Annotated in this window: 20 protein-coding genes and 1 tRNA gene; 17 read left to right on the top strand and 4 right to left on the bottom strand. The window is 66.1% G+C overall.

What is annotated here, in order from left to right; translation table 11 throughout:
- Positions 1-56 precede the first annotated feature (56 nt).
- A complete protein-coding gene (locus NFG58_RS04680) occupies positions 57-968 on the top strand; it encodes a LysR family transcriptional regulator (protein ID WP_348827647.1) in 912 nt (303 codons plus the stop codon).
- Between the two features lie 152 nt (positions 969-1120).
- Positions 1121-2131 carry a zinc-dependent alcohol dehydrogenase family protein gene (locus NFG58_RS04675; RefSeq protein ID WP_348827646.1) on the top strand — a complete coding sequence of 337 codons (1011 nt, stop codon included), beginning with the start codon at positions 1121-1123 and terminating at the stop codon, positions 2129-2131.
- Here the strand turns inward: NFG58_RS04675 and NFG58_RS04670 are convergent, their stop codons facing one another.
- On the bottom strand, positions 2132-2509 hold the full coding sequence (locus NFG58_RS04670) for a YkvA family protein (protein ID WP_348827645.1): 378 nt from the start codon (positions 2507-2509) through the stop codon (positions 2132-2134). It lies immediately after the preceding gene.
- A 446-nt stretch (positions 2510-2955) separates the two neighbouring features.
- Here NFG58_RS04670 and NFG58_RS04665 point away from each other — a divergent pair, with 446 nt between their 5' ends.
- Positions 2956-3873 carry a TIGR03571 family LLM class oxidoreductase gene (locus NFG58_RS04665; RefSeq protein ID WP_222515559.1) on the top strand — a complete coding sequence of 306 codons (918 nt, stop codon included), beginning with the start codon at positions 2956-2958 and terminating at the stop codon, positions 3871-3873.
- A gap of 53 nt (positions 3874-3926) precedes the next feature.
- On the opposite strand, the gene NFG58_RS04660 is transcribed toward NFG58_RS04665, so the two are convergent.
- Positions 3927-4895: a LysR family transcriptional regulator gene (locus NFG58_RS04660; protein ID WP_348827644.1), complete on the bottom strand. Its 969-nt coding sequence runs from the start codon at positions 4893-4895 to the stop codon at positions 3927-3929.
- A 130-nt stretch (positions 4896-5025) separates the two neighbouring features.
- On the opposite strand from NFG58_RS04660, the gene NFG58_RS04655 reads away from it, so the two are divergent.
- A complete protein-coding gene (locus tag NFG58_RS04655; RefSeq protein ID WP_348827643.1) occupies positions 5026-6429 on the top strand; it encodes an efflux RND transporter periplasmic adaptor subunit in 1404 nt (467 codons plus the stop codon).
- Positions 6426-9620: a multidrug efflux RND transporter permease subunit gene (locus NFG58_RS04650; RefSeq protein ID WP_348827642.1), complete on the top strand. Its 3195-nt coding sequence runs from the start codon at positions 6426-6428 to the stop codon at positions 9618-9620. The genes NFG58_RS04655 and NFG58_RS04650 overlap by 4 nt, the downstream gene beginning before the upstream one ends.
- A 136-nt stretch (positions 9621-9756) precedes the next feature.
- On the opposite strand, the gene NFG58_RS04645 is transcribed toward NFG58_RS04650, so the two are convergent.
- The gene (locus NFG58_RS04645; RefSeq protein ID WP_286986177.1) at positions 9757-10353 is read right to left on the bottom strand and encodes a TetR/AcrR family transcriptional regulator; all 597 of its coding nucleotides are present in this window, start codon (positions 10351-10353) and stop codon (positions 9757-9759) included.
- 236 nt (positions 10354-10589) lie between these two features.
- Between NFG58_RS04645 and NFG58_RS04640 the strand changes: the two genes are divergently transcribed.
- The 12 genes from NFG58_RS04640 to NFG58_RS04585 all read left to right on the top strand — a co-directional run bounded on the left by NFG58_RS04640 (position 10590) and on the right by NFG58_RS04585 (position 24769).
- A complete protein-coding gene (locus NFG58_RS04640) occupies positions 10590-11144 on the top strand; it encodes a carboxymuconolactone decarboxylase family protein (RefSeq protein ID WP_108131421.1) in 555 nt (184 codons plus the stop codon).
- 117 nt (positions 11145-11261) lie between these two features.
- Positions 11262-11948 (top strand): haloacid dehalogenase type II, encoded by a 687-nt coding sequence (locus NFG58_RS04635; protein WP_108131634.1) that lies wholly within the window; start codon positions 11262-11264, stop codon positions 11946-11948.
- A gap of 139 nt (positions 11949-12087) precedes the next feature.
- Positions 12088-12164: transfer RNA gene (locus NFG58_RS04630), tRNA-Arg, on the top strand.
- 444 nt (positions 12165-12608) lie between these two features.
- Complete coding sequence (locus NFG58_RS04625; RefSeq protein WP_348827641.1) at positions 12609-14162, top strand: arylsulfatase; 1554 nt, start codon at positions 12609-12611, stop codon at positions 14160-14162.
- Between the two features lie 99 nt (positions 14163-14261).
- Positions 14262-15266, top strand: coding sequence for an HAD family hydrolase (locus tag NFG58_RS04620; protein ID WP_108131419.1), 1005 nt, complete (start codon positions 14262-14264; stop codon positions 15264-15266).
- Positions 15263-16261 (top strand): MoxR family ATPase, encoded by a 999-nt coding sequence (locus NFG58_RS04615; RefSeq protein WP_108131418.1) that lies wholly within the window; start codon positions 15263-15265, stop codon positions 16259-16261. Before NFG58_RS04620 ends, NFG58_RS04615 begins: the two co-directional genes overlap by 4 nt.
- A gap of 108 nt (positions 16262-16369) precedes the next feature.
- Positions 16370-17404 (top strand): DUF58 domain-containing protein, encoded by a 1035-nt coding sequence (locus NFG58_RS04610; RefSeq protein ID WP_108131417.1) that lies wholly within the window; start codon positions 16370-16372, stop codon positions 17402-17404.
- Positions 17401-17928, top strand: a complete 528-nt coding sequence (locus tag NFG58_RS04605; protein ID WP_108131416.1) for a DUF4381 domain-containing protein — start codon at positions 17401-17403, stop codon at positions 17926-17928. Before NFG58_RS04610 ends, NFG58_RS04605 begins: the two co-directional genes overlap by 4 nt.
- Positions 17925-18992: a VWA domain-containing protein gene (locus tag NFG58_RS04600; protein ID WP_108131415.1), complete on the top strand. Its 1068-nt coding sequence runs from the start codon at positions 17925-17927 to the stop codon at positions 18990-18992. The genes NFG58_RS04605 and NFG58_RS04600 overlap by 4 nt, the downstream gene beginning before the upstream one ends.
- Positions 18989-20638, top strand: coding sequence for a VWA domain-containing protein (locus NFG58_RS04595; RefSeq protein WP_108131414.1), 1650 nt, complete (start codon positions 18989-18991; stop codon positions 20636-20638). Before NFG58_RS04600 ends, NFG58_RS04595 begins: the two co-directional genes overlap by 4 nt.
- The gene (locus tag NFG58_RS04590; RefSeq protein ID WP_108131413.1) at positions 20635-22308 is read left to right on the top strand and encodes a BatD family protein; all 1674 of its coding nucleotides are present in this window, start codon (positions 20635-20637) and stop codon (positions 22306-22308) included. Before NFG58_RS04595 ends, NFG58_RS04590 begins: the two co-directional genes overlap by 4 nt.
- A 118-nt stretch (positions 22309-22426) precedes the next feature.
- Positions 22427-24769 (top strand): tetratricopeptide repeat protein, encoded by a 2343-nt coding sequence (locus NFG58_RS04585; RefSeq protein WP_197037051.1) that lies wholly within the window; start codon positions 22427-22429, stop codon positions 24767-24769.
- 157 nt (positions 24770-24926) lie between these two features.
- Here the strand turns inward: NFG58_RS04585 and NFG58_RS04580 are convergent, their stop codons facing one another.
- Complete coding sequence (locus NFG58_RS04580) at positions 24927-26906, bottom strand: diguanylate cyclase (protein WP_308812403.1); 1980 nt, start codon at positions 26904-26906, stop codon at positions 24927-24929.
- Between the last annotated feature and the right edge of the window lie 77 nt (positions 26907-26983).

The following is a 26983-nucleotide window of genomic DNA, read 5'->3' as shown; positions in this document are numbered from 1 at the left end:
GTGGCGCTTGCCTTAAGCTGGTGCCGAGGCCATCAACGTCACCGGGAGCCTAGTGAATGGACACAGATGGACTACGCCTGTTTGTACTGGCGACCGAGACGCTGAATATCAGCGCGGCGGGACGCCAACTCGGCATCGCACCGGCGGTCGCCAGCGCTCGACTATCCAAGCTTGAACATCAGGTCGGTGCCGACCTGCTGCACCGCTCTACCCGCAAGGTATCGTTGTCCCAGGAGGGCGCGGCCTTTCTTCCCTTCGCCAAGGAGATGCTGGCCCAGGAGGACGCCGGGCTCGCCGCCCTCGGCAAGGACAGCGAAGAGGCGACCGGGCGCCTGCGATTCGCCGCCTCCAGCACCTTCGCCCAGCTCTATGTCGCACCGATTCTGCCGGAATTTCTCGAACGCTATCCCAGCGTCAGCCTGGAGTTGCGACTGTCGGATACCCAGACCAACCTGATCGAGGGTGGGTTTGACCTGGCCTTGCGCAACTATCCGATCGAGGACAGCAACCTCAAGGCGCGCAAGCTGGCCGACGACAAGCGCGTGCTGTGTGCCTCCCCCGACTACCTGAAGCGCCACGGCGTGCCGAGGACGCCGCAGGACCTGCAAAGCCATCGGCTGGTGGCCTTTCAGGGTGGCACGCCGCGGGCGTTATCAAAGAACGGGATGCGCACCCCTCACACCTTTCCCCCGGCCGGGGCCAAGCCCCGCGTCTATTGCGACGATGGCGCCAGCATGAGGGTGGCCGCAGTGGCGGGCACCGGCATCACCATGCATGCGCTGTGGAGCATCCACGAGGACCTGGAACAGGGGACGCTGGTCAGGATACTGCCCGACCACGAGGTCGACGATCATTCCGCCATCTGGCTGGTTTACCCGAAAGCCAACGTGCTGACGGCCAAGGTCCGGGTCTTCATCGACTTCCTGCTGGAGAAGATCGGCACTCCACCGATCTGGGACAGGCACTGACAGCACTACGCCCTACTACGCCGTACTACGCAGTAGCCGGCGCGCACTGTCAGCGATTTCCAGAAACTGATTCCCGGGTCATGGCGTTTTTTTCCAAGGCGGCATCGGCAATCCTGTAGGCATTGATCCACACCCCCTACAGGAGACCGACAATGTCCACCTCATCGATGTCCGCCATGGTCCTCAACCGCTACGGCGAGGACGCGCCGTTCGAATCCGCCACACTGCCTCGCCCCCAGGTCAGCGCCGGTCAGGTGGTGGTGCGTATCGCCGCCACCAGCGTCAACACCATCGACACCATGATCCGTCAGCTGGGCCAGGAGGAGCTGCCGATCGCACCGGATCTGCCCGCCGTGCTCGGCATGGACTTTGCCGGCACCATCGAGGAAGTCGGCGAAGGCGTGACCGGCTTCGCCCCGGGCGATGAGGTCTACGGCTGCGCCGGCGGGCTCACCGACCTGCAGGGCAGTCTGGCCGAGTACATGCTCGCCGACGCCCGACTGATCGCGCACAAACCGCGTTCCCTGTCGATGCGTGACGCCGCGGCCCTGCCGCTGGTCGCCATCACCGCCTACGAGGGCCTGACCCGCGCAGGCGCAGGAACCGGCGATAAGGTACTGGTGCATGGCGGCGCCGGTGGCGTCGGCCATGTGGCGGTGCAGCTTGCCCGCCATCTGGGGTGTGAGGTCTACGCCACCGGTTCCGGCGACAAACAGCGCGAACTGATCGAAGGCTTCGGTGCCACCGCCATCGACTTCAAGACCCAGAGCGTCGATGACTACGTCAACCAGCACACCGATGGTGCCGGCTTCGACGTCATCTTCGACAGCGTGGGCGGCCCCAACCTGATCAACTCCTTCAATGCGGTCAAGCTCAACGGCCAGGTGGCGACGACCATGTCGCTGGCCGAACTGGACATGACCCCGGCGCACTTCAAGGGCGCCTCGCTGCACGTGATCTTCATGCTGATTCCGATGATCCACAACGTCGGGCGGGAAGTGCACGGCAACATCCTGTCGACGCTTGCCGAGATCATCGATTCGGGGGCACTGACGCCGCTGGTGGACGACAACCGCTTCGCCCTGGCCGACGTCGGCAAGGCCTACGCCCACCTCACCTCGGGCAAGGCCGTCGGCAAGGTGGTCGTGGAGGTCGAGGGCTGATCAGGAAAACCAGCGTGTCAAGGTAGCGCTGGCCCTGTCCTTGTGCTCATCCTTGACGTAGGCCGCCACGGTCATCAGCGCCACCGCCAGCATGCCCATGTCGTCGGTGTAGCCGACCAGCGGGGTCAGATCCGGCAGGGCGTCCAGCGGTGAGATGAAGTAGCCGAGCGCACCGTAGATGGTGGTCTTGGCCCACACAGGAGTGTCCTTGTCCCGGGCGGCGTAGTAGAGCGTCAGTGCCCGGGACAGGGTGACCTCGCCGGCGGCCTTGGCGTAGCGCCCGACCTTGGCCCAGAAGCGCTCGTCGGAATAGTGGCCCTGGTGCTCGTCGATCGGCTCTCCGGCCAAGATGACCTGCTGGGTTGTCTCGTCTTTCATTTTTTCCTCCCGTTGCGCCGTGGCATCGCCCGCTGCCCTTCCCTGAGCCGGCCCCAGTCGGCGATATCTTTATCGCTGATACCGCTGTCCTAGTGAAGCAGGACTCACCGTGTCAGTTCAATGGTGTCGCCCTGCCCCGTGCCTGCGCCAGCATCATCGGATGTTTCGTGTCGATTGTTGCCGCAAACGAAAAAGTGATTCCGCCGCGAGCCTCTTTTTCCCCGCCCCTGACGGCGCCACACTCCATTACAACGATTAGGGCTTGTCTGAAAAGTGCCTGCGCTCGGTAATACGGCGTTAAAAATCGGATCAAAATGCTCATTTACACCCCGTAAACTGCGCTTTCTCACCGATTTTTGCCTTGTCTAACCTTCGCTCGTCGACTTTTCGGACAGCGCCTAGCGTTCTATCGAATTGATACGCCTCCCCTCGAGGCAGGAGCCAAGATGAGCTTGCAACGACTGACCAGTGGCCCCTTGACCCTGGGTCTGGAGCTGGCGCTGGACAATGACTGGAGCCCCGCCGGTGAAGCCGCCCGCCTGCGCGATGGTCGCGCCTTCGGCGTCCCCGATCTGAGCGAACACCTTAACCCTGTCCAGCTGGCCGATCGCCTCGGCTTTCGTGCGCTGTGGCTGCGCGATGTACCGCTCTACGACCCGCATTTTGGCGACGCCGGTCAGGTGTTCGAGATGTTCACCTACCTGGGCTATCTGGCGGCGTCCACGCAGCATGCACTGTTGGGCACCGCCGCTGCGGTGCTGCCGCTGCGCATGCCCTGGCTGGTCAGAAAGGCCGCCGCGAGCGTGCAACAGCTCAGCGGTGACCGGCTGCTGCTGGGTGTCGCCAGCGGTGACCGTCCGGTGGAGTATCCGCTGTTCGGCATACCTTTCGAGCAGCGCGGCGAGGCCTTTCGCGACGCCGTCGCGGTGCTGAGGGGCGATCAGGATGCGCGCCTGGACGCGGGCCAGGCGCTGCTGCCGATGGCGACGCCACCGCCCCTGCTGGTGGCCGGTCTGGCCCAGCAGCGCCCGGACTGGGTCGGTCAGCACATGGATGCCTGGCTGGCCTACCCCGGCACGCCGGAGGACCACCGCCGTCGGGTCGGCCTGTGGCGCGAGGTGGCCGGCGACAAGCCCTACATCAGCTTCCTGCACCTGGACCTGGCCGAGCGCGCGGACGAACCGCCTCGCCGCCACCGCTTCGGGCTGAGGGTCGGCAGCCAGGGATTGATCGCCGAGCTCGAGGCCATGCAGGCCGCCGGCGTCAATCACATCGGCCTGAACCTGCGCCGCAACCAGGCGCCGGTGGAAGAGACCCTGCATCGCCTGGCCGAGGAGGTATTGCCGGCCTTCGATGCTGGCTAGGCTCACCGCGCAGCGACGTGCGACTAACAGCCGGCTCGTCACCCTTTCCACACTCAGGACGCCAGGCCCATCCCACCAGTGCCCTTGCCGTACATTTCGGCAAAGCCGGGGATGCGTGCCTCCCACTGGGGTGGCGAGCCGACCATCTCGCGCAGAATCTCGATAAAGCGCCGGGTACGCAGCGGCATCTCGCGGTGGGGATAGAGCAGCGTGATGACGCCGAACTCCGGCAGTGCCAGGTCGGTCATCAGCGGCAAGATGCGCCCGTCACTGACTTCGTTGTACATGGCGAAGGCCGGCAGTACCCCGATGCCCATGCCTTCCATTACCCCACGCTTGATCACCTCAGCCTCGCTGGTGCGCACCTGGCTATTGAGCGGCAGCTTCTGCTCCCGCCCCTGGTCATCGAGGTACGGCAGATAGTCGAGCTGGAACTGCTGTGAGCTGAAGGTCAACGCCGGCAGCCGGGCCAGGGTGGCGAGGTCTCGTGGCTCACCATGGCGCTCGATAAAGGCGGGACTGGCGCCGATCAACAGATGATTGGGCGCCAGTGGCGAGGCCACCAGATTGGAATCCTTCAGGTCGCCGACCCGCAGCACCAGGTCATAGCCTTCACCGATCACGTCGACCCGTCGTTCTTCCAACTGCAGGTCCACCTGCACATCGGGATAGTGCTGGCGAAAGCGTCGCATGGCCTCGAAGCCCAGGCAGCGGCCGAGGATGCCCGGGGCGCTCACCTTGAGCCGTCCGCTCGGCAGCTGCTGCAGGTTCTCGGCCAGCGCCTGGGTGTGGTACATCCAGTCACGCAGCTCACGCCCCTGCTGCACCATGGCCTGCCCCGCCTGGGTCAGTGACAGCGAGCGCGTCGAGCGATTGAGCAGGCGCACCCCCAGCTCCTGCTCGAGGCGCGCGATATGCTTGGACACCACCGAGCGATCCAATTCGCGGCGCTTGGCGGCCTCGGAAAAGCTGCCAAGCTCGGCCACATCGACCAGCAGCAGCAGACGACTCGGTTGGTCCATGAAGGTCTCCACAGAAGGTACAAGCGCACACATGCGTGCATATTTGGCATCAATAATGTGCGACCAACCGGTCTAATACAAGTCTCGATCGAGGATTACACTGGCGAACCTTTTGCTCAGGAGTCGCCAGATGTCCGACCAACGCCCCCCGTGCGACCCCCAGGTGGTGTCGCCTGCCCCCTCCCCTGCGCTTGCCGTATCGCCACCGCAGCCTGACGACCTGCCGGCTCGAGGGGGTGCCGATAGCGCTGGCCGCACTGGACATCGCAAGGCGAGTCGCACGGCACGTCGCACTGCACCTCGTGCAACACGTCGCCTGGCCCGTGGCCTGGGGCTCGCCACCCTGGCGCTGTTGCTGGCGGCCTGCCAACCCGGCGAAGGTCAGGGAGGACAGGGTGACGCTGCCGATGGCGCGGGCTCTGCGCCCGCGCCTCGGGTCGAGGTGGTTCAGGCGGTGCGTCAGCCGGTCTCGAACTGGTATCGCTACACCACCCGCCTCGAGGCTCCCGAGCGTGTCACCCTGCGCCCCCGGGTCACCGGTCAGGTGGCCGAGATCCTGTTCGAGGAAGGCTCCCTGGTCGAACAGGGCCAACCGCTGGTGCGCCTGGACCTGGCGCCCTTCGAGGCGCGGGTGCGTGAGCTGGAGGCGGGGCTTGCCAGGGGCCGGGCCGAGCTGGCCCGCGCCAACGGTGAGGCCAACCGTGCCAATCAGCTGGTCGGGCGCAACCTGATGGCCCGCGAGGAAGCCGAGGCCCGGCGCGCCAGTGCCCAGGCCCAGAATGCCGAGGTCGCCTCGCTGCAGGCACAGCTCGACAGTGCTCGTCTCGATCTGGCCCACGCCGAGGTCAGCGCGCCGATCAGCGGTCGCGTCTCCCGCGCCGACCTGACGGTGGGCAACGTGGTCAGCGCCGGCCAGAGCGTGTTGACCACCATCGTCAGCACCGACCAGGTCGACGCCTACTTCGATATCGACGAGCGCAGCTGGAACCGCGACTTTGCCGAGATTACCGCCGATCAGGGCTGGCCGGTAGAACTGCAGCTCGCCGGCCAGGACGACTTCGCCTACCTGGGCGAGCTCGACTTTATCGACAACCGGGTCGATGAGGCCACCGGCACCCTGAGGGTGCGCGCTCGCTTCGACGCCGGGCATCCCTCGCTGCGCCCCGGCGCCTTCGCCCGGGTGCGAATCGCTGCCGCCCGCCATCGCGATGGGGTGCTGGTGCCCGACCGCGCCATTGGCACCGACCTCGACGCCAACTTTGTACTGGTCGCCGACGAACAGGGCAAACTCGCCTACCGCAAGGTCACCACCGGCGCCCGCTTCGGGGCCTGGCGCGAGATCAGCGAAGGGCTCGAGGGCGGTGAGTCCGTGGTCGCCGCCGGTCCTTCGAAGTTCGGCCCCGGCATGGCGATCTCTCCTGCGCTGGTCGACGGCCCCGACCGCGCCCCGCTGGAGCAACTGCGAGAGCGTACCCGTCGCCTGGCCGAACGCCTCGACGCCAAGCACCTCGATCAGGAGCCTGCGCGCACATGAACCTGTCGAACTTCTTTATCAGACGCCCGGTGTTCGCTGCGGTGCTGTCGATCCTGATCGTGGTGGCCGGCAGCCTGGCGCTGTTCAAGCTGCCGGTCTCTGAATACCCCGAGGTGGTGCCGCCCACCGTGGTGGTCAAGGCCAACTACCCCGGCGCCAATCCGGAGGTCATCGCCAAGACCGTGGCCACCCCGCTGGAGCAGGAGATCACCGGGGTCGAAGGCATGCTGTACATGGACTCCCAGTCCACCGCCGACGGCAACCTGACGCTGACCGTGACCTTCGCCCTCGGCACCGACCTGGACCAGGCCCAGGTCAACGTCCAGAACCGGGTGGCCCGCGCCACGCCTCGCCTGCCCCAGGAGGTCCAGGCGCTGGGGGTGACCACCGAGAAGTCGTCGCCCAACCTGACCATGGTGGTCCACCTGACCTCACCGGATGGGCGCTACGACCAGCTGTGGCTGTCGAACTTTGCGCGGCTGAACCTGCAGGACGACATCGCTCGCCTCGAGGGCGTAGGTGACGTCGGCCTGTTCGGGGCCGGCGAGTACGCCATGCGGGTGTGGCTCGACCCGGACGCCATCGCCTCCCGGGGCCTCGGCGCCAGCGACGTGGTGGCGGCGCTGCGTGAGCAGAACCAGCAGGTCGCCGCCGGCAGCCTGGGCGCCCAGCCAGCCCCGCGCGAAAGCCAGTTCCAGCGCCTGCTCAACGTCAAGGGACGGTTGTCCTCGCCTGAAGAATTTCGCCAGATCGTGATCCGGGTGGACGACGACGGCCGCATCACCCGCCTGGGCGACGTCGCCCGGGTGGAGCTCGGTGCCGACCAGTACGCCCTGCGCGCCCAGCTCGACGGCAAGGACGCGGTGGCCTTGCCGGTGTTCCAGCGTCCGGGCTCTAACGCCATCGCCCTGTCCGACGGCGTGCGCGACTATATGGCCGAGGCCGCCGAGACCTTCCCCGACGGCGTCGACTACGACATCGTCTACGACCCCACGGTGTTCGTGCGGGGCTCCATCGAGGCGGTGGTGCATACGCTGCTGGAGGCGGTGCTGCTGGTAGTGGTCGTGGTAGTGCTGTTCCTGCAGACCTGGCGAGCATCGCTGATTCCGCTGATCGCGGTGCCGGTCTCGCTGATCGGCACCTTCGCGGTGATGCAACTGATCGGCGTATCGATCAATACGCTGTCACTGTTCGGCCTGGTGCTGGCGATTGGCATCGTGGTGGACGACGCCATCGTGGTGGTGGAGAACGTCGAGCGCAATATCGAACTCGGCCACTCGCCTTATGAGGCCACCCGCATAGCCATGAGCGAGGTCACCGGGCCGATCATCGCCATCGCCCTGGTACTGACCGCGGTGTTCGTGCCGACCGCCTTCATCAGCGGTCTGACCGGCCAGTTCTACCAGCAGTTCGCGCTGACCATCACCATCTCGACGCTGATCTCGGCGTTCAACTCGCTAACCCTGTCACCGGCACTGTCGGCGCTGTTGCTCAAGCCCCACGGGGCGAAGCCCGACTGGCTGACCCGGCTGATCGACGCCCTGTTCGGCCGCTGGCTGTTCAGCCCCTTCAACCGGGCCTTCGCTGCCATGTCGCGGGGCTACACCGGGCTGATTCGTCGCCTGCTGCGCTTCGGGCTGATCGTCGGTCTCGGCTACCTGGCGTTGCTGGGACTCACCGGCAAGCTGTTTCAGGAGGTCCCCGGCGGCTTCATTCCGTCCCAGGACAAGCAGTACCTGGTGGCCATGGCCCAGTTGCCCGACGCCGCGAGCCTCGAGCGCACCAGCGAGGTGCTCGCCGAGATGCAGGAGATCGCCCTGGCAACGCCGGGGGTAGCCAACACCGTGGCCTTCCCCGGTCTTTCGGTGAATGGCTTCGTCAACGCCTCCAACTCGGGCATCGTCTTTACCCCGCTTGCGCCCTTCGACGAGCGCCAGTCGCCGGAGCTTTCGGCCGGCGCCATCGCCGCCCGCCTCAATGCCCAGTTCGCCCAGATCGACGAGGCCTACGTGGCGGTGTTCCCGCCCCCGCCGATCCTTGGCCTCGGCACCACCGGGGGGTTCAAGCTGCAGCTACAGGACCGCGGCAACGTCGGCTTCGACGGGCTGTTCGAGGCGACCCAGGCGGTGGTCGGCGCCGCCAACCAGGATCCGCGGCTGGCCGGTGTCTACTCGAGCTACCGCATCCAGGTGCCGCAGTACGACGTGGAGGTGGACCGCGAGCAGGCGCTGGTGATGAATGTCTCGCTAGACGCGGTGTTCGACACCCTGCAGATCTACCTGGGGTCGCTCTACGTCAACGACATCAACCGCTTCGGGCGCACCTACCAGGTGCGCGCCCAGGCCGACGCCGAATACCGCCTGGACGCCGAGGCCATCCGCCAGCTCAAGGTGCGCAGCAACGACGGCCGGATGATCCCGCTGGGCAGCTTCGTCGAGGTCAGCCCGACCACCGGGCCGGACCGGGTCATGCACTACAACACCTTCGTCAGCGCCGACATCAACGGCTCGCCGGCACCGGGCGTGTCCAGTGACCAGGCCAAGCAGGCGATCGAGGAGGTGCTGGCCACCACCCTGCCGGCCGGCGTGGCCTACGAGTGGACCGAGGTCACCTACCAGCAGGTGCTGGCGGGCAACACCATGATCTACGTCTTCCCGCTGGTGGTGCTGCTGGTGTTCCTGGTGCTGGCGGCCCAGTACGAGAGCTGGTCGCTACCGTTCTCGATCATCCTGATCGTGCCAATGACGCTGCTGTCGGCCATGGCCGGTGTGTGGCTGACCGGCGGTGACAACAACATCTTCACCCGCATCGGCTTGATCGTGCTGGTGGCGCTGGCCTGCAAGAACGCCATCCTGCTGGTGGAGTTCGCCCGCGAGCAGCAGAGCCAGGGACAGTCGCGACTGGACGCTGTGCTGACCGCCTGCCGCCTGCGCCTGCGGCCGATCCTGATGACCTCGGTGGCCTTCACCGCGGGCGTCATCCCGCTGATGCTGGCCTCCGGTGCGGGTAGCGAAATGCGTCAGGCGATGGGCGTGGCGGTGTTCTACGGGATGATCGGGGTGACCCTGTTCGGGCTCTTGCTGACCCCGCTCTTCTATGTGGGCGTGCGTCGCCTGGTGGAACGTCGCCGGCCACGCTCAGGCGATAGCGATACCGCGTCACCCGAGGCGACATCACCCTCCGCCTCCTGAGGCCCTGCCCGCTGCCGAGTCTGGCGTTACCTGCGTCGGACTCGGCAGGCAGCCCACCATTGGCGGACGTGCATCAGAACAGGCGCGCCGCTATCAGGGAAGCCGCAGCGCTTCGATCAGAACAGGCGCGCCGCTATCAGGGAAGCCGCAGCGCTTCGATCGACCGGGCCATATCGTCGGCCAGGGCGTGCACCGCCTGGCTATCGACCTCGCGCTGGGCGTAGGCGCGAAGACCCATCACCTCGGCCTGTAGCCGCCGTCCCAGGCGCACCGGGTCGGCGCTCGGCTCAAGCTCTCCGGCGTCCTTGGCTGCGCGAAACTGCTCGACGAAGCCGGCTTCCATGGCCTCGAGCAAGGCCTCGGCCTTGCCCAGCGCCGCCTGCTCTCGCTCGCCCAACTCCAGCAGGCTCTTCACCAGCATGCAGGCCCGGCTGGGAAGCTCCTGGTCCCGCAGACAGCCCAGCTTGCGCAGGTAGGCGGCCAGCCCCGCCAAGGGCGAGTCGTACTCGGCCAGGGTACGCTCGAGCTCGACCAGCCCGAGCCGGGCATAGCGTTCCAGCGCCTCCTGAAACAACGCATCCTTGCTGCCGAAGGCGGCATAGATGCTGCCCGGCCGCATATCGAGGGTGCGTTCCAGGTCCTTGAGCGAGGTAGCGTGGAACCCCTTCTGCCAGAACAGGTGCAGGGCACGTTCAAGCGAATCCTGACGGTTGTGTAGTGTCGCGCGCGGCATGGATGGGTCCGGTGTCGTGGCCGGTACGGCCTTCAGAAAATTGAGCAACTGCTCAAATTTTAACTTGAGTGATCGCTCAGGTATAGCTAGAGTGTGCCCGAACGGCTTTCAGCAGGGCCTGCTGGCGGCCAATTTTGAGCAATCGCTCAAAAAATTCGGAATCAATGGCGCGTGCAACGCCCCGGTCTGCAACGGTCTGCGGCCTTGCCACAGGCGCCATCACACAGGAGAACCCGATGACCGACTTTAGCCTCCACGACAAGCAAAGCGCCCCCGAAGAGAGCCAGGCACTGCTCGACAACTCGGTCAACGCCTTTGGCATGATCCCCAACCTGCACGCGGTCATGGCCGAGGCACCGGGCCTGCTGGAAGGCTACCAGCGCCTGCACCAGCTATTTCTGGATTCCTCCTTCGATGCCGAGGAAACCACCGTGGTGTGGCAAACCATCAACGTCGAGCACAACTGTCACTACTGCGTGCCGGCCCACACCGCCATCGCCAAGCAGATGGAAGTGGATGACGCCGTCTCCGACGCCCTGCGCAACGAAGACCCGCTGCCCAACGAGCGCCTCGAAGCGCTGCGTACCTTCACCCTGTCGGTCGTGCGCGAACGTGGCAACGTCGATGACGACGCCGTGCAGGCCTTCCTCGACGCCGGCTACACTAAGCGCCAGGTGCTCGAAGTGATCCTGGCCCTGTCCCAGAAGGTCATGAGCAACTACACCAATCACCTGGCCAACACCCCGGTGGACGAACCCTTCGCCAAGTTCGACTGGAAGAAGGCCGAGTAACGACCACCCTATCGACAGGACGCTACTGTGGCGTCCTGTCGTGGTGCCTGGTCGTGGTACCTGGCCGAGGCCACCGAAGGCCCCGTCGATCGCGACGGGCTCGATCAAGGAGACGCCATGACTGCCCCAGAACGCCCCGACGTGCTGGTCTTCGACGTCAACGAAACGTTGCTCGACCTGACCCACCTTGAGCCGCTGTTCGATCGGCTGTTCGGCGACCCGGCGATGCTGCGCGAATGGTTCGCCCAGCTGATCCTCTACTCCCAGTCGATGACCCTGTCGGGTCTCTATACGCCCTTCGGCCAACTCGGCGCAGGCGCCCTGCGCATGACCGCCGAGATTCACGGGGTCACCCTCGAGCAGAACGATCTCGACGAACTGGGTGAGCGCATCGGCTCCATGCCGGCGCACTCCGACGTGGCCCCGGCACTCGAGCGGCTTCGTCAGGCCGGCTTTCGCATGGTCACCCTGACCAACTCGGCACCGGGCGCTGGCCCCACGCCGCTGGAAAAGGCAGGACTGGCCGAGTATTTCGAGCGCTCGTTCAGCGTCGACCAGGTCAAAAAGTTCAAGCCCGCGCCGGACACCTACGCCCAGGTCGCCGAGGCCATGCAGACACCGCCATCTAGACTGTGCCTGATTGCCTGCCACCTGTGGGATACCATCGGCGCCCAGGCCGCCGGCTGGCAGGGTGCACTGGTGCTACGACCCTACAACGCCATGTTGCCGGCGGACGGCGTCCCGGTACCGGACTATAGCGTCGACGATATCGGCAAGTTGGCGGATCGGTTGATTGGTTCCTGATCAAGCAGCTCCGCTACTTGATTCGGCGGCCAGTCCCGCAGGCCGGGCCTGGTACTGCCTCCCGAAGACACCTTGCGAAATCACATTCTTTGCTCTACCATGCGCAGCCTCTCGACGCCGCATCCCCTGCGGCATCTGCGCGCCCGTAGCTCAGCTGGATAGAGTACCTGACTACGAATCAGGTGGTCGGAGGTTCGAATCCTCCCGGGCGCGCCATCGATTGTCTTTCTTGTATCTTGTCTGTCTTTTCTTTCTGGCTTTTCTGTCTAGCCTTTCTATCTGATCTTTCGTTCGACGCCCTTCCAATTTCTGTACCGACGTCGACCGCGTCATCAAAACACTTTTTTACAAAAATACGACAATCCAGCAACTCCTTGTATTTGACGCGAAACGTCCGCCAACATCGGACTTTCTCGCCGCAATGAGACGCTTTCTCTCCTTACCCTGATTATCCTCCCCCGCCTTACCTCTTCTGTTGCACTGAATCGTCAACAACTCCTCCTATACTCGTTCGATCGGGCTCCCTTGGAGCCTCTCATCGCGTCAAATCACTGGTCATCGTCGTACGTGACCGGGTCAGGGAGACAGACGGTGTTCGCATTCAATCCTTATCGCAACAGAGCGCAACGCTGGAGCGGTTATCTAGCGGCCAGCCTTATCATGACGATGTCCACGTCGGTGCTTGCCCAGGAGAATGACTCCCAGCAGCAGGACAACGGGAACTCGTCCAAACCCAACATCCTGGTGCTGTGGGGCGACGATATCGGGCAGTCCAATATTTCGCCCTTCACCCACGGTCTGGTGGGCTACCAGACCCCCAATATTGACCGCATCGCCGACGAAGGCATGATGTTCACCGACTACTATGGTGAACAGTCCTGCACCGCCGGCCGCTCGTCCTTCATCACCGGCCAGAGCGTGTTTCGCACAGGGCTATCCAAGGTCGGCCTGCCGGGCGCCGCTCAGGGCATCAGCGAGAAGGACCCGACCATCGCCGCCCTGCTCAAGGCCGAAGGCTACGCCACCGGCCAGTTCGGCAAGAACCACCTGGGTGATCGCGACGAACACCTGCCGACCAATCACGGTTTCGACGAATTCTTCGGTAACCTCTATCACCTCAACGCCGAGGAAGAACCCGAGCACCCGGACTACCCTGCCGATATGGAAATGCCGGACGGGCGTACCTTCCGCGAGGCCTTCGGCCCCCGTGGGGTAATCAAGTCCAGCGCCGACGGGCAGATCGAGGACACCGGACCGCTGACAAGCCAGCGAATGGAGACCATCGACGAGGAATCCTCCGCCGCGGCGCTGGACTTCATCGAGCGCAAGACCGCCGAGGGCACCCCCTGGTTTGTCTGGTGGAACGCCACCCGCATGCACTTCCGTACCCACGTCAAGGACGAGCTGCGCGGTATCTCCGGTCAGAACGAATACGCCGACGGTATGGTCGAGCACGACATGCACGTGGGCCAGTTCCTCGACAAGCTTGACGAGCTGGGCATCGCCGACAACACCATCGTGTTCTACTCCACCGACAACGGGCCGCACATGAATACCTGGCCCGACGCTGGCATGACGCCATTCCGCGGTGAAAAGAACACCAACTGGGAAGGCGGCTGGCGGGTACCCGCCATGGTCCGCTGGCCAGGTCAGATCGAGGAAGGCTCCATCTCCAACGAGGTCATGCACCACATGGACTGGATGCCGACCTTCATGGCCGCCGTCGGCAACGATTCCATCAAGCAGGACCTGCTGGAGGGTGGCGTTCAGGCCATCGGTCGCGAGTACAACGTACATCTGGACGGCTACAACTTCCTGCCCCTGCTCACCGGGGAAAGTGAGGAAGGCCCCCGTCATGAGGTGTTCTACTTCTCCGATGACGGTGACCTGACCGCGCTGCGCTACGATGACTGGAAGCTGGTGTTCATGGAGCAGCGCATCGAGGGTACCTTCGAAGTGTGGGCGAACCCCTTCACCCCGCTGCGTGTCCCCTTGATGTTCAACCTTCGCCGCGATCCCTACGAGCGTGCTCAGCTGACCTCCAACACCTACTATGACTGGTTGCTGGATCACTCCTTCCTGGCCCTGCCCGCCCAGTCCTATGTGGCAAACTTCCTGGAGACCTTCAAGGAGTTTCCGCCACGCATGAAGGCAGCAAGTTTCAGTCTGGATCAGGTAATGGAAGCCCTGGAACAACCCGCCAGCGTTCACTAACGCCGGCTTGAACGCCACGAGCCGCTCCCCCGGGGGCGGCTCGTCGGTGAAAAAAGACGGGTCGAAGAGCCCCTTCCATTCTCTCAAGGAACCGAGTGCATGAATCCCCCTAATCCGAGCATCCTCCAACGACAGTCACTGGCAACGCTGCTGCCCGCGGTACTGTTGTCTCTGCTTCCTGCGATGGCACTGGCCGACCCGCTGCCTTCCTGGAATGCCGGTCACAGCAAGAGCACCATCGTCGACTTTGTCGAGACCACCAGCGATCCGGACAGCGAAGACTTCGTGCCACAGGAGCGACGCATCGCGGTGTTCGACAACGATGGCACCCTGTGGAGTGAACAGCCCGCCTACACCCAGTTGCTCTACGCCCTGGACCGCGCCAGCGAGGCCGACCCCGAGGCGCTCGACACGCCGCTCAAGAAGGCCGCCGCCGAAGGTGACATCGACACCCTGCTGGAGGCAGGCGAGGAAGGCATCCAGGCGCTGCTGTCGCTGTCCCACCAGGACCTGTCGCTGAGTGACTTCCAGCAGGACGTGAGCGACTGGCTGGCCAACGCCACCCACCCCGCGACCGGCCGCTTCTACACCGACATGGTCTACCAGCCGATGCTCGAACTGCTCGGCTATCTGCGCGACCACGGCTTCTCGACCTACATCGTCTCCGGTGGCGGGCTCGAGTTCATGCGCGTCTTCGCCAGCGACGTCTATGGCGTGCCGCCCCAGAACATCATCGGCAGTACCGGCGAGATGGAACTGGTCGATCTCGAAGACGATCCGCAGCTCTACAAGCGCGGCGGCGACATCTGGCTCGATGACGGCCCCGGCAAGGTGATATCGATCAACCGCCATCTGGGCCAGCGCCCTATTCTCGCCGTGGGCAACTCAGACGGCGACGTGCCGATGCTGATCTGGACCACCGAGGGCGAAGGCCCGCGCCTTGGCGTGCTGGTTCACCACACCGATGGCGAGCGCGAGGTCGCCTACGACAGCGACAGCCATATCGGACGCCTGGCCGATGGCCTGGAACAGGCTGAAGCGCGCGACTGGCAGTTGATCGACATGGCCCGCGACTGGCAACGCCTTTACCCGGAGAAACCATGAGCCTCAACGACGACATCAAGGGACTCGAGGCCGCCATCGGCGAGTCGATCATCGGCCAGCGCGACGTCATTCGGCGGCTGGTGATCGGCCTGCTGGCCGGCGGCAACCTGCTGATCGAAGGCCTGCCGGGACTGGCCAAGACCCGCGCGGTCAAGGCCATGGCGCGCCACCTGGAGGCCGACTTCAGTCGTATCCAGTTCACGCCCGACCTGCTGCCTTCCGACGTGACCGGCAGCGAGGTCTACCATCAGGGCGAGGAAGGCGCGGTATTCCGCTTTCACCCGGGCCCGCTGTTCGCCAATCTGGTGCTGGCCGACGAGATCAACCGCGCCCCGGCCAAGGTACAGTCGGCCCTGCTCGAGGCCATGGAGGAGCGCCAGGTCACGGTGGGCGGCACGACCCACAAGATGCCGGCGCTGTTCATGGTGCTGGCTACCCAGAACCCGATCGAGCAGGAAGGCACCTACCCGCTGCCCGAGGCGCAGATGGACCGCTTCATGATGCATGTGCGGGTCGACTACCCCAGCCGCGAGGAAGAGGTTCAGGTGATTCGCCTGGTGCGTCAGGAAGAGCAGGCCAACAATCGCGAGGCAAGCCCGGCCGCCGGCGACGCTCCTGCTCAGGTCCCCGTGGCCCTGGCCCAGGAGGCGATCTTCGCCGCCCGCCGCGAGATCGCCGCCCTGCACGTGGCCGAGCCGATGGAGCAGTACATGGCTACGCTGGTGGACGCCACCCGTCACCCGGCGGACTTCAGCGACGACCTGGCCCGCTACATCGAACTCGGCGCCAGCCCGCGCGCCTCGCTGGCGCTCGACCGTTGCGCCCGCGCCCACGCCTGGCTCGAAGGCCGCGACTACGTGGATCCGGTGGACGTCCAGCAGGTGGCTCCGGAGGTGCTGCGCCACCGCATCGGGCTGAGCTTCGAGGCCCAGGGCCAGGGCTTCAGCGCCGACGACGCGGTCGCCACCCTGCTTGGCTGCGTGGCGCTCCCCTGAGGCCTGGTCTCGTGCAAACCCGGTCCGTACACGCCTTCTAGCCGCCAGACTTCGCCACGGCGTGAGCCTCGCCCCGGCAAGGGACGGATCCCTGGACAAGAGGTATCGATGCGCCTGCCATTCGCCAGACACCCGGCTTCCCGGACGGTGCCCGGCTCCACGGAGCGAACCACGCTGGATCCGCGCGTGCACCTGGACCTGGCCCAGCTGACGGCGCTGGAACCCCAGGGCCGCCGCCTGCGACTGCTGCCGCGCCAGCCGGCTCGCAGCGTGCTCAATGGCCGCCATGGCTCGCACCTCCGGGGGCGCGGCCTGGACTTCCTTGAACTACGCGACTATCAGCCATCGGACGACGTGCGCAACATCGACTGGCGGGTCACCGCGCGCACCGGCACTCCCCATGTACGGGTGTTCACCGAAGAGCGCGATCGCCCCGCCCTGTTGGTGGTCGACCAGCGCATGTCGATGTTCTTCGGCAGCCGCCACGCCATGAAGTCGGTCACCGCCGCCGAAGCCGCCGCGCTGCTGGGCTTCGCTGTGCTGGAGCAGGGCGACCGGGTGGGCGGCATCGTGGTCAGCGACGAGGCCGTCGAAGAGTTCCGACCGCGTCGCTCCCGGGCCCAGCTGATGCGCTACCTGAGCGCCCTGGCCCAGGCCAACCAGGCCTTGCATCCACAGCGCAAGGCACCCGCGCCGACCTCGCTGGATCAGGTACTGACGTCGGTGGCACGCCTGGCCAGCCGTGACCACCTGATCATCCTGCTCAGCGATTTCGACGTTCCGGGCCCGCGCACCGAAGCACTGCTCGGCGCCATCCGCCGCCACAATGACCTGATGCTGGTGGCGGTCAGCGACCCCTTGTCCGAGCGCTTGCCTGACGACCTCGCCTGCGTGGCCACCGACGGTCAACGCCACGCCCGCTTTGATACCTCCGACGCCGATCAGCGCCGGGCGTTGGAAAGCGTGGCCAGGGAGCGCCGCCAGCAGCTTGAGCGCTGGTCACGACAGCTTGGCGTCGGCCTGGCGTCGCTGTCTGCGGGCTCCCCCACCCTGCCCCAGCTGCGTACCTTACTGGGGCTGCCGTCCGAGGGTGCTGCTGGTTCAGACGCTGGCGATGACCCGGCGACAGGGGGGCCGCGATGAGTACCGCTGCGAGCAACGACGATATCGTGATGTTGCCCGACCTGATCGATCAGCTGTCCGAGGCACCGGTTCCCCCTGCGATCCCCTGGATACCCCAGACCTGGGGCTGGTCGCTGCTGGCCGTCGTGATAGTGGCGCTATTGGCGCTATGGGGCATCCGTCGGTATCTGCGCTGGCGTGCCGATGCCTATCGCCGCGCCGCCCTGATCGAGCTCGACCAGCGCCTGGATGACGAAGGAGCGATCGCCCTGGCGGAGATCCTCAGGCGGACCGCCCTCTCTGCCTATCCGCGAGAGCGTGTCGCCGGCCTGACCGGCCAGCGCTGGTGGCGCTTTCTCGATGCAAGCCTGGGCGACAGACGCACCCCGCATTTCGACGGCCCGCTGGGCCAGGAGCTGTCCACGGCGCCCTACCGGGCCACCCCGACAGACGGCACCAATCCCCCATCGGCGGAACTCGTGGCACTGAGCCGACGCTGGATCCGCCACCACCGTCGCGATATTCCCCAGGAGTCGGCGTCATGATCGAACTGGCGACGCCCTGGGCGCTGGCCCTGCTGCCGCTGCCGTTACTGGCCTACTGGCTGCTGCCAGCCCACCGCCAACGGCTGGCAGCGCTGCGCCTGCCGTTCTTTCAGCGACTGGTGGAGGCCGCCGGTGTCTCGGTTCCGCGCGGCCGCCAGCGCTCGCCGCTGGCTCGGCTGACACAGCCGCTGGTGTGGGGACTGATCGTGCTGGCCCTGGCCCGTCCGGAGAAACTCAGCGAACCCATCGTCTGGCAGAGCGCCGCCCGCGACCTGATCCTGGCGGTGGACATCTCCGGCAGCATGGATGAGTCCGACCTGATCGATGCCGAGGGTGAGCCCCGCCAGCGCCTGGCGGCGGTCAAGGAGGTCATCGCCGACTTCGTCGCCGATCGCGAGGGCGAGCGTCTGGCGCTGATCGTGTTTGGCTCGCGGGCCTACGTCCAGGCGCCGCTGACCGAGGACCTCAAGACGCTGACCACGCTGCTCGACCAGACCGAGGTCGGCATGGCCGGCCCGCATACCGCGCTGGGTGACGCCATGGGTCTGGCCATCCGCCAGTTCGAGGCAAGCGACGTGGAACAGCGGCTGTTGATCCTGCTGTCCGACGGCGCCGACACCGGCAGCCGCATGAGCCCCATCAACGCCGCCTCCATCGCCGCCGAGCGCGACGTGCGGGTGATCACCATCGCCATGGGTGATCCTCAGGGCAGCGGCGAAAACCGCGTCGATAGCGAAACCCTCGAGGCCATCGCCGAGACCACCGACGGCGCCTTCTTCACCGCCACCGACCAGCAGGCACTTGCCGCCATCTACGCGCGGATCGATGAACTGGCACCGCGTGAGGTCGCCACCCACAGCTATCGCGAGCACCGCTCGCTGAGTCACTGGCCGCTCGCTCTGGCGGCGGCGCTGGTGCTGCTGACCCTGGCGCTCGATCGCCGGCAGTTGGTCCGCTCACGGACGGCTGGCGCTCCCGCTGGCGGGAAGGCAGATACCCGGACAGACGTCGCCGAACACCCTGATACCAGCCGCGGCGACAACACGCAGGAGGGCACGCCATGAGCGAATGGCTCGACGGTCTCTCCGCGCTGCACCTGCTGCGTCCACTGTGGTGCCTGCTGCTGCCGCTGGTGGTGGTGCTGTGGTGGTGGCGCCGCCGGACCCCCTCGGCGGACATCGGCGGTGACCATTTTGCCCCCCACCTGGCATCTGCCCTGCGTGCCGATGGGCACGACCGCCGCCGACTGCGGCCGCTGGACACCCTGGCGCTGCTCGCCATCCTGCTGATCCTGGGCGTTGCCGGTCCCGCCTGGACGCGCATGCCCAACCCGCTGATCGCCCAGAGCGCCCCGCTGGTGGTGGTGCTGGAGGTCAGCGCCAGCATGGACCAGAGCGACGTGCCACCAAGCCGCCTGGAGCGCGCCAAGCACAAGATCCAGACCCTGCTCGAACGTCGCGACGGCGCCCGTACCGCCTTGATCGCCTACGCCGGCAGTGCCCACCAGGTGGTGCCGCTGACCGACGACCCGGCGCTGGTCACGCCCTACCTCGAGGGGCTTTCCAGCGACGTCATGCCGGAAGACGGCGACGCCGCCGGGCAAGCGCTGGCGCTTGCCGCCAGCGTGCTCGACGGGGCTCGACGCGACAACGCAGGGCTTCCCGGCGCGGTACTGCTGGTGAGCGACGGCGTCACCGCGCAGGGTTCCGTCACGGCCGGTCTCGGCGAGGATGACACCCTGCTGGTGCTGGACGTGAACGCTCCCCGCAGCTCCGGGACAAGCACGGCGTCGGTGGCAGGCGCGACCCGCGTGGGGCTGAGCGTTGACGACGCCGACGTGGACGAGATCACCCGCCGTCTGGCCGCCACCTACCAGCAGGCGCTACGCGATGACGACCGCCTGGCCTGGGAGGATCGCGGCGTATGGCTGGCCTGGCCGGCGGCACTGCTCGCTCTACTGGGCTTTCGCCGCGGCTGGCAGCTCGGCCTGTCCGGCCTGGCGCTGCTGCCGGTGCTGTGGGCCGGGCCCGTCACGCCGGCCCTGGCCCAGGAGGCGTCCAGGGCCACCGAGACCCTCGACACCAGCCTGGCGGGAAGGCTGACCCAAGGCCTCGCAGACGCCTTTCTGACGCCGGACCAGCAGGGCCGATGGTGGGCCGAACACAACGACTACGGCCGTGCGGCCCGCCACTTCGAGGATCCGGCCTGGCTCGGCTATGCGCTCTACCGCGATGGCCAGTACCAGGCGGCGGTCGAGGTGCTCGAACGGCTCGACAGCGCCGATGCTGCCTTCACCCAGGGTCTGGCGCTGATCAAGAATCGTCAGTACCGCCCCGCCATCGACGCCTTCGAGACGGTGCTCGAGCGCGACCCCGACTATCCCGAAGGTCAACGCAACCTGGAACTGGCCAGGGAGATACTCGCCTACGTCGAGGACACCCGTGAGCAGTCCGATACCGGCGAGGAGCTCGGCATCGGCGCCGACGACGTGGTATTCGACAATGAAGAGGCCCGGGGTGAGGACACCGAACAGCCGGTGGAGAAACCTGGCCAGCAGATCACCGCCGAGCAGTGGATCGAGACCCTGGACACCGATACCAGCGACTTCCTACGCCAGCGCTTCGCCATCGAGGCGCAGGCTCCCGCTAGCTCCGTGAGTGGGACCGATAGTGATCGTGATAGCGACAACGACAGGGAGACGGCGCCATGAACCCACGTCGAGTCAGCCGCGCCTCGCGCCCTGGCAAGAGTGCGCCGAGTCTGGCGGGGCTCATGCTGCTGTCGTTGCTGCTGTCGTCGCTGGCGCTGATGTCGACACTTTGCTCGGCCGCAGCGACAGCGGCGAATACCAGCTCGTCCCCGGTCCGGCTCACGGTCGAGCTCGAGCCGCAGGAGCTGGCGCCCGGCGACAGCGCCGAGCTGCGTGTCCAGGTGCTGGTACCCACCTGGATGCCTGAGCCTGTCACCTTTCCGAGCCTGGACCAGCCGGGGCTCAGGGTGACCCTGGGCGATCGCGCCACCACCCCGACCAGCCAGCGCGTCGATGGAAAGACCTGGTCCGGTGTATCGCGCCGCTATCGCCTGACGCCACTGTCCGCCGGACGCTTCGAACTGGGCAGCGGCAGCCTCGAGGTCACCTACGCCTCTCCCGAGGACAACTCCCCGACCCAGCAACGCCTCACCCTGCCACCGGTGACCCTGACGGCCCAGCTGCCCGAGGCCGCCGAGGGACTCGAGCCCTATCTGTCGGCCCGCGACATCGAGCTGACCCAGACGCTCGAGATCGTGCGAGCGGGCAAGCACGGAGAGAACGGCAAGAACGGCAAGAACGGAGAGAATGGCAAGAACGGTGAGCAGGCGCAGGGCCAGAAAGGAGACGATGGTGATGCTGACGACACCGAAAACGCGGGCGACGACCGACAGTCACCGGAGCAAGACGGTGCCGACGGTGACAGCGGCCCCATCGAGCTCGAGGCCGGCGACAGCGTCACCCGCACGGTCACCGCGCGACTGAGCGGCGGCAGCGCTCTGCTGCTGCCCGACCTGCTGTCTGCACCGGCCAAGGAGGCAGGCGACGAGACAGCGATGGCCCCGCTCGGGGTCTATCCCGAGACACCACGCCTTGAAGAGTCCAGCGATGGCGGCACCCGTACCGACCGCGTGACCTATGTGGCAGAAACCGGTGGCAAGAGTTCTCTGCCCGGAGTCTCGCTGCGCTGGTACGATCCCGAGAGCGACAGCCTGGAGCAGGCAGAGCTTGCGCCACTCGAGGTCAGCGTCTCGGCACCCCGCGCCGCTCGCAGCGCAGAGGACTGGTCGCGCCTCGTTCTCGGCGTCTTGCCCTGGCTGCTGGGACTGGTGCTGCTGGTGTCGCTCACCGCCTGGCTGTGGCGGCGCCTTGCCATCGGTGCCAAGGTGCGTGCGCATTGGCAATATCACCAGCAACAACAGCGCCAGCGTCGCGAGGCCAGCGGCGTGGCCGGGCTTCATCGCCTGAAGCGATCCCTCGATGCCCGCGACCTGGTCGCGGTGCGCCGACACTGGGAGGCCCTGGAACCCCATCTGGACAGCAATAGCGAGGCGCGCGCCCGCTTTGCCAACCGACTCGACGCCCTGTGTCGCGCCCGCCTCGGTCCCGATCGCGAGATCGCCAAGCCAGCGGCAGGTTTTCGCGATACTGGTGGCGACGGCGGCAGCGATGGGGATGGCGGCGGCGAAGGCGATGGCATGGACAGTAAAGAATCCCTCTGGCAACGCCTGGCACAGGCCCTGCCAAGTGCACGAGAGCTTGCATCATCGCGCTCTGCAAACCGACAGCTTGCCCACGACCGCCTGACGGCGTTGAACCCGACTGCACAAGTGACCCGACGTAATGCGTGAACCTGGCCGTTTATCCTTTCTTCGATGCCTGCGTGCTCGACTTGCGACGCTCCTTCCGAGCGTCGAGTCCACAGGGCCCGCACCTGCGCTTTCGTCGACGCTGACACCAGCGCTTTCGATGGTATCGGCACCAGCGCTTGCCATGGCCCTGATGGCGGGGTTGCTGGCCGCACCGGAGAGCATTGCCCAGGCGCCTCAGGGAACGCCCCCGACGACGGCCACCGAAGCCAAGGGCTACGCCCCCGAAGGAAGCTGCGCCTCCTGTCACGAGGCCGAGACCCAGGCATGGCAGGATTCCGACCACGCCTGGGCGCTGCGCGACGCCACCCCCGACAATGTACTGGGCGACTTCGACGACGCCAGCTTCGAGGATGGCGAGGTCAAGGCACGCTTTCACCGCCGAGGCGATACCTTCCTGGCGACTCTGGAAGGCCCACAGGACCCCGCCGAGACCTTCGAGATCCGCCACACCTTCGGCGTACGCCCGCTGCAGCAGTATCTGGTAGAGCAGCCAGGGGGACGACTGCAGAGTTTGACCATCGCCTGGGACTCGCGCCCCGCCGACGAAGGTGGGCAGCGCTGGTTCTCGCTCTACCCGGGCCAGGCGTTTACCCCGGATGACCCCCTGCACTGGCGCGGGCGCTACCAGAACTGGAACGCCATGTGCGCCGACTGCCACTCGACCAACCTCGAGAAGCACTACGATCTTGAAAGCGACAGCTTCGCCACCACCTGGCACGAGCAGAGTGTCGGCTGCCAGAGTTGCCACGGCCCCGCCCAGGATCACCTGGACTGGGCGGCCCGGTGGCAGGCCGACGAAGTCGCTCCCGCGTCCTCTCCCGCCTCAGCCGGCGATATGGGCCTTGCCCTGGATCTCGCCGACATGGACGCCCCCGAGCTGGTCGAGCAGTGCGCTCGCTGCCACAGTCGCCGCCAGATGCTGGGCGCGGGCCCGGTGCATGGTGCTCCGCTGACCGATGCCGCCCTGCCGAGCCTGTTGGGCGAGGGCATGTACCACGCCGACGGCCAGATCCAGGGCGAGGTCTACGTCTATGGCTCGTTCACCCAGAGCCGCATGTACCAGCAGGGTGTCAGCTGCATGGACTGTCATGACCCGCATACCAGCGAGGTAAAGATCGAGGGCAACGGCCTGTGCCTGCAGTGCCACAACCCGGCGCCTCCGCCGCGCTTCCCGACCATGCAGCGCAACAACTACGACAGTCCCGAGCACCATCACCATACCCCCGGCAGCGAAGGCGCCCAGTGCGTGAGCTGCCATATGCCCGAGACCACCTACATGGTGGTGGACCCGCGTCGCGACCACAGCTTCCGGGTGCCCCGCCCGGATCTCGCCGAGGCCACCGGTAGCCCCGACGCCTGCACCGGCTGCCACCAGGACCTGTCGCCCGCCGACGCCGCGGCGCAGATTCGTGAGTGGTTCGGTGACGACAGCCGCAGCGCCAGTCGTTCCCACTACGGTGTGGCGCTTCAGTCGGCCCGCCTGGGCCGCCCTGAAGCGCCGGACTATCTGAAGGCGCTGATTGAGGATGACGATACTCCGGACATAGTGCGCGCCACCGCGGTGGACGCGCTCACCCCCTTTGCCGGCGACGCCCTGCCGACGCTTGAGCAGGCGCTGCAAGACGAGTCCCCACTGGTCCGTGCCGCCGCAGCGCCAGTATTCGCCCAGGCCCCCGAAGGCGCCAGGGTCGAGCTGCTGCTTCCATTGATCGATGACGAACGCCTGGCGGTACGCGACGAGGCGGTCAAGGCGCTGGCCGGCACCTCGTTGATGGTCATGCCACAAGAGCGTCGTGCAGCCTTTCTCGAGGCACGTCGCGACTACGAGCGGCGCCTGGAGCAGAACGCCGACCTGCCCGGCAACCGCCTCAACCTGGCGGTACTGCTGGCGCGTACCGGACGCGAGGACGAAGCCGAGCAACAGTATCGTGCGGCGCTGGCGATGGACCCCTACTTCCTGCCGGCCCGCGCCAACCTGGTCACCCAGCTCAGCGCCGAAGGCCGCCAACAGGACGCCCGAGCACTGCTGAAGGACGGCATCGCCCTCGATGGCATGCCCGCACCGGATCGAGGCCACCTGGCCTACCTGCTGGCACTGTCGCTGGCAGAGGATGGAGGGATGCAAGAAGAGGGTGGGATGGAAGAGGCCCTGTCCTGGCTCGAGAAGGCGGCCGAATGGCGCCCGGACCACGCCCGCACCCACTACAACCGCGGACTGATGCTGGACCGCCTGGGACGCAAGGACGAGGCCCTGGCGGCACTCGAACAGGGACGCCGGCAGGCACCCGGAGATCCCGACCTGCTCTACGCCCTGGTCTACGTCAACGCCACCAGCGGGCGCATCCCCCAGGCGCTGTCGGCCCTGGCCGAGTTGCGCCGACTACGCCCGGACGACCCACGACTGGGGCAGCTGGAGCGCCAGCTACGCGGCAATCAATAGCATCCCTGAAGATGCCCTGCCCCCTTCGGCCTGGATGAAAAAGTGCCTGGGCGTCATCGGACGTCGACCGACGTCGCCCAGGCGCTGATGCGACAGCCAAAGAGTCGTCGGGTGGTTGGCGGTGGGGTCGTTGGTTGGGTCGTCGGTGCGGCCGGCCTTACGCCTCGCTCTCGTCCACCACCAGGCGATTGCGCCCCTGGCGCTTGGCCGCGTAGCTGGCCGCATCGGCACGTTCGATGGGGGCGTGAATATCGGCATCGCCTTCACGAAACTCGGTGATGCCGAGGCTCGTGGTGACATGGTATTCACGCCCCTCGTGGACCACACAGGTGTCGTTGATCACCGCCAGGATGGCCTCGCCGATGCGTTGCGCCTGGGCCAGTGTGCAACTTGGCAGCAGCACCGCGAATTCATCGCCGCCCTGGCGTGCCACGTGATCGCTGCTGCGAACACAGCGGCCGACTTCCCGAGCGATGCGACGCAGCATCTCGTCACCGAGCGGATGGCCACCCTCATCGTTGATCGGCTTGAAGCGATCCAGGTCGAACAGCATCAGAACGGAGGGCTTGGCCAACTTGCGCCAGTCCGCCATGGCCTCCTCGAGGCGACGCTCGAAGCCTCGACGGTTCAAGAGGCCGGTAAGGGGATCGTGTTCGGCCTCCCACTGACGTATCGCCTCCTGCTGACGACGGGCGGTGATGTCCTTCACGGTACCGACGAAGCCGATCACCTCGGTATCGATGGCGACCTGGCTGGCGTGAACCTCCAGCCACAGAAGCTCGCCATCGGCCCGCCAGTAGCGGTATTGACGCAGAAAGTCCTTCCCTGAGGCCATGCTGTAGCGCCACAGCTCGATCGCCGCATCACGATCCTCGGCGTGGATCGCCTGGACCCAGCCGTAGCGGTCCTGCCCTTTCATGGTACGACCGGTCAACTGGGCCAGGGCGTCATTCATGTAGGTGATGCGCCCCTGGGTGTCGGTCACGAACATGCCCACCGGCGAGGACGCCAGCACGCTGTCGAGGAACGCCTGACGTCCGCGCAGATCATTCAGCGCCCGGTTTCGCTCGACCTCCACGGCATTGAATGCCTCGGCGACCTGGGTCAATTCCTTCATCTCGGTACCCAGCGAGACGCGCCCACGCAGCCCCTTGCCTACCTGGGCGATCTGCGACTGCAACTGGTAAAGCGGCCGCAGCAGCAGCCAAACCATCCAGCCAAGAAGCGGCAGCAGCAATAGCGCGATACCCACCCCGACCCAGCTGAGGCGTTTCAGCAAGCCCCACAAGGGCGCCAATACCTGGCCTTCCGGCAAGAACACGCCGACGATCCAGTCCGCCGGCCACACCTGCCGGTAGGCCTGAAAGGTCATTTCGCCATTTACCGTAGGTCCATAACGCTCGCCCTCCCAGCCATCGAGGGCCAGGTCCAGGGCCGGGTTGTGGGACAGGTCTCCCAGCGTCCCCATCACGCGCCGACGGTCAGGGTGGTAGAGCACCTGCCCTGAGGCGCTGAACACGGCTGCGTAGCCTTCGCCACCCAGCCGGACCCGGCTCAAGCGTCGGAAGATACCGCCCGAATGAACTTCGACTACGCCTCCCAGAGCCCCCATGAAACGACCGTCGTCGCCCTTCAGCGGCACCAGCATCAGCACCAGCGGAAGCCCGGTAATACGCCCATAGATGGGGTCACTGACGTAGGGCCGCCCGACCTCGCGCAAAAAACTGAAGTACTCACGATCGCTGATATCGAGCCCTTCGCGCCCCGGTGTCACCGGCCAATCGGTGACCACCTTGCCGTCGCCGTCGAACACCACCAGGCCGTCGAACAGTTCGAGCAGTACGCTGTTGTCCTTCAACACCCCACCGCCGGGGTCGAGCAACGCGCCACTCGGGTGCCTGGACGCCACCCGCTCAAGCATCGCCAGGCGTGTCTCGATCTCTTCGGTCACCTCATCGGCGATCAGATGCGTCTCGTAACGCAGGTGAGAAAAGTTCACCTCACGCACCAGGTCCTTGCCGGTGTACCAGCCCCACGCCAGCAGGATCGTCACCACGACAACCCAGGTCATCGCCAGGCCAGTCATCATTCTCAGTTGCAGCGAGAGCGAAGCGACAAATCTGCACAGCTTGGGCACGAAGGCTTTCCTTCAGGGTCGAACCGCCGGTGGCGGTGGTGCGAAATACGTTACATGCATCGTGAATAGCATAAATA

It is taken from the genome of Halomonas sp. RT37, from assembly GCF_040070525.1.
GTDB classification, from domain to species: Bacteria; Pseudomonadota; Gammaproteobacteria; order Pseudomonadales; family Halomonadaceae; genus Halomonas; species Halomonas litopenaei.
This window is presented reverse-complemented; position numbering and strand designations above follow the sequence as displayed.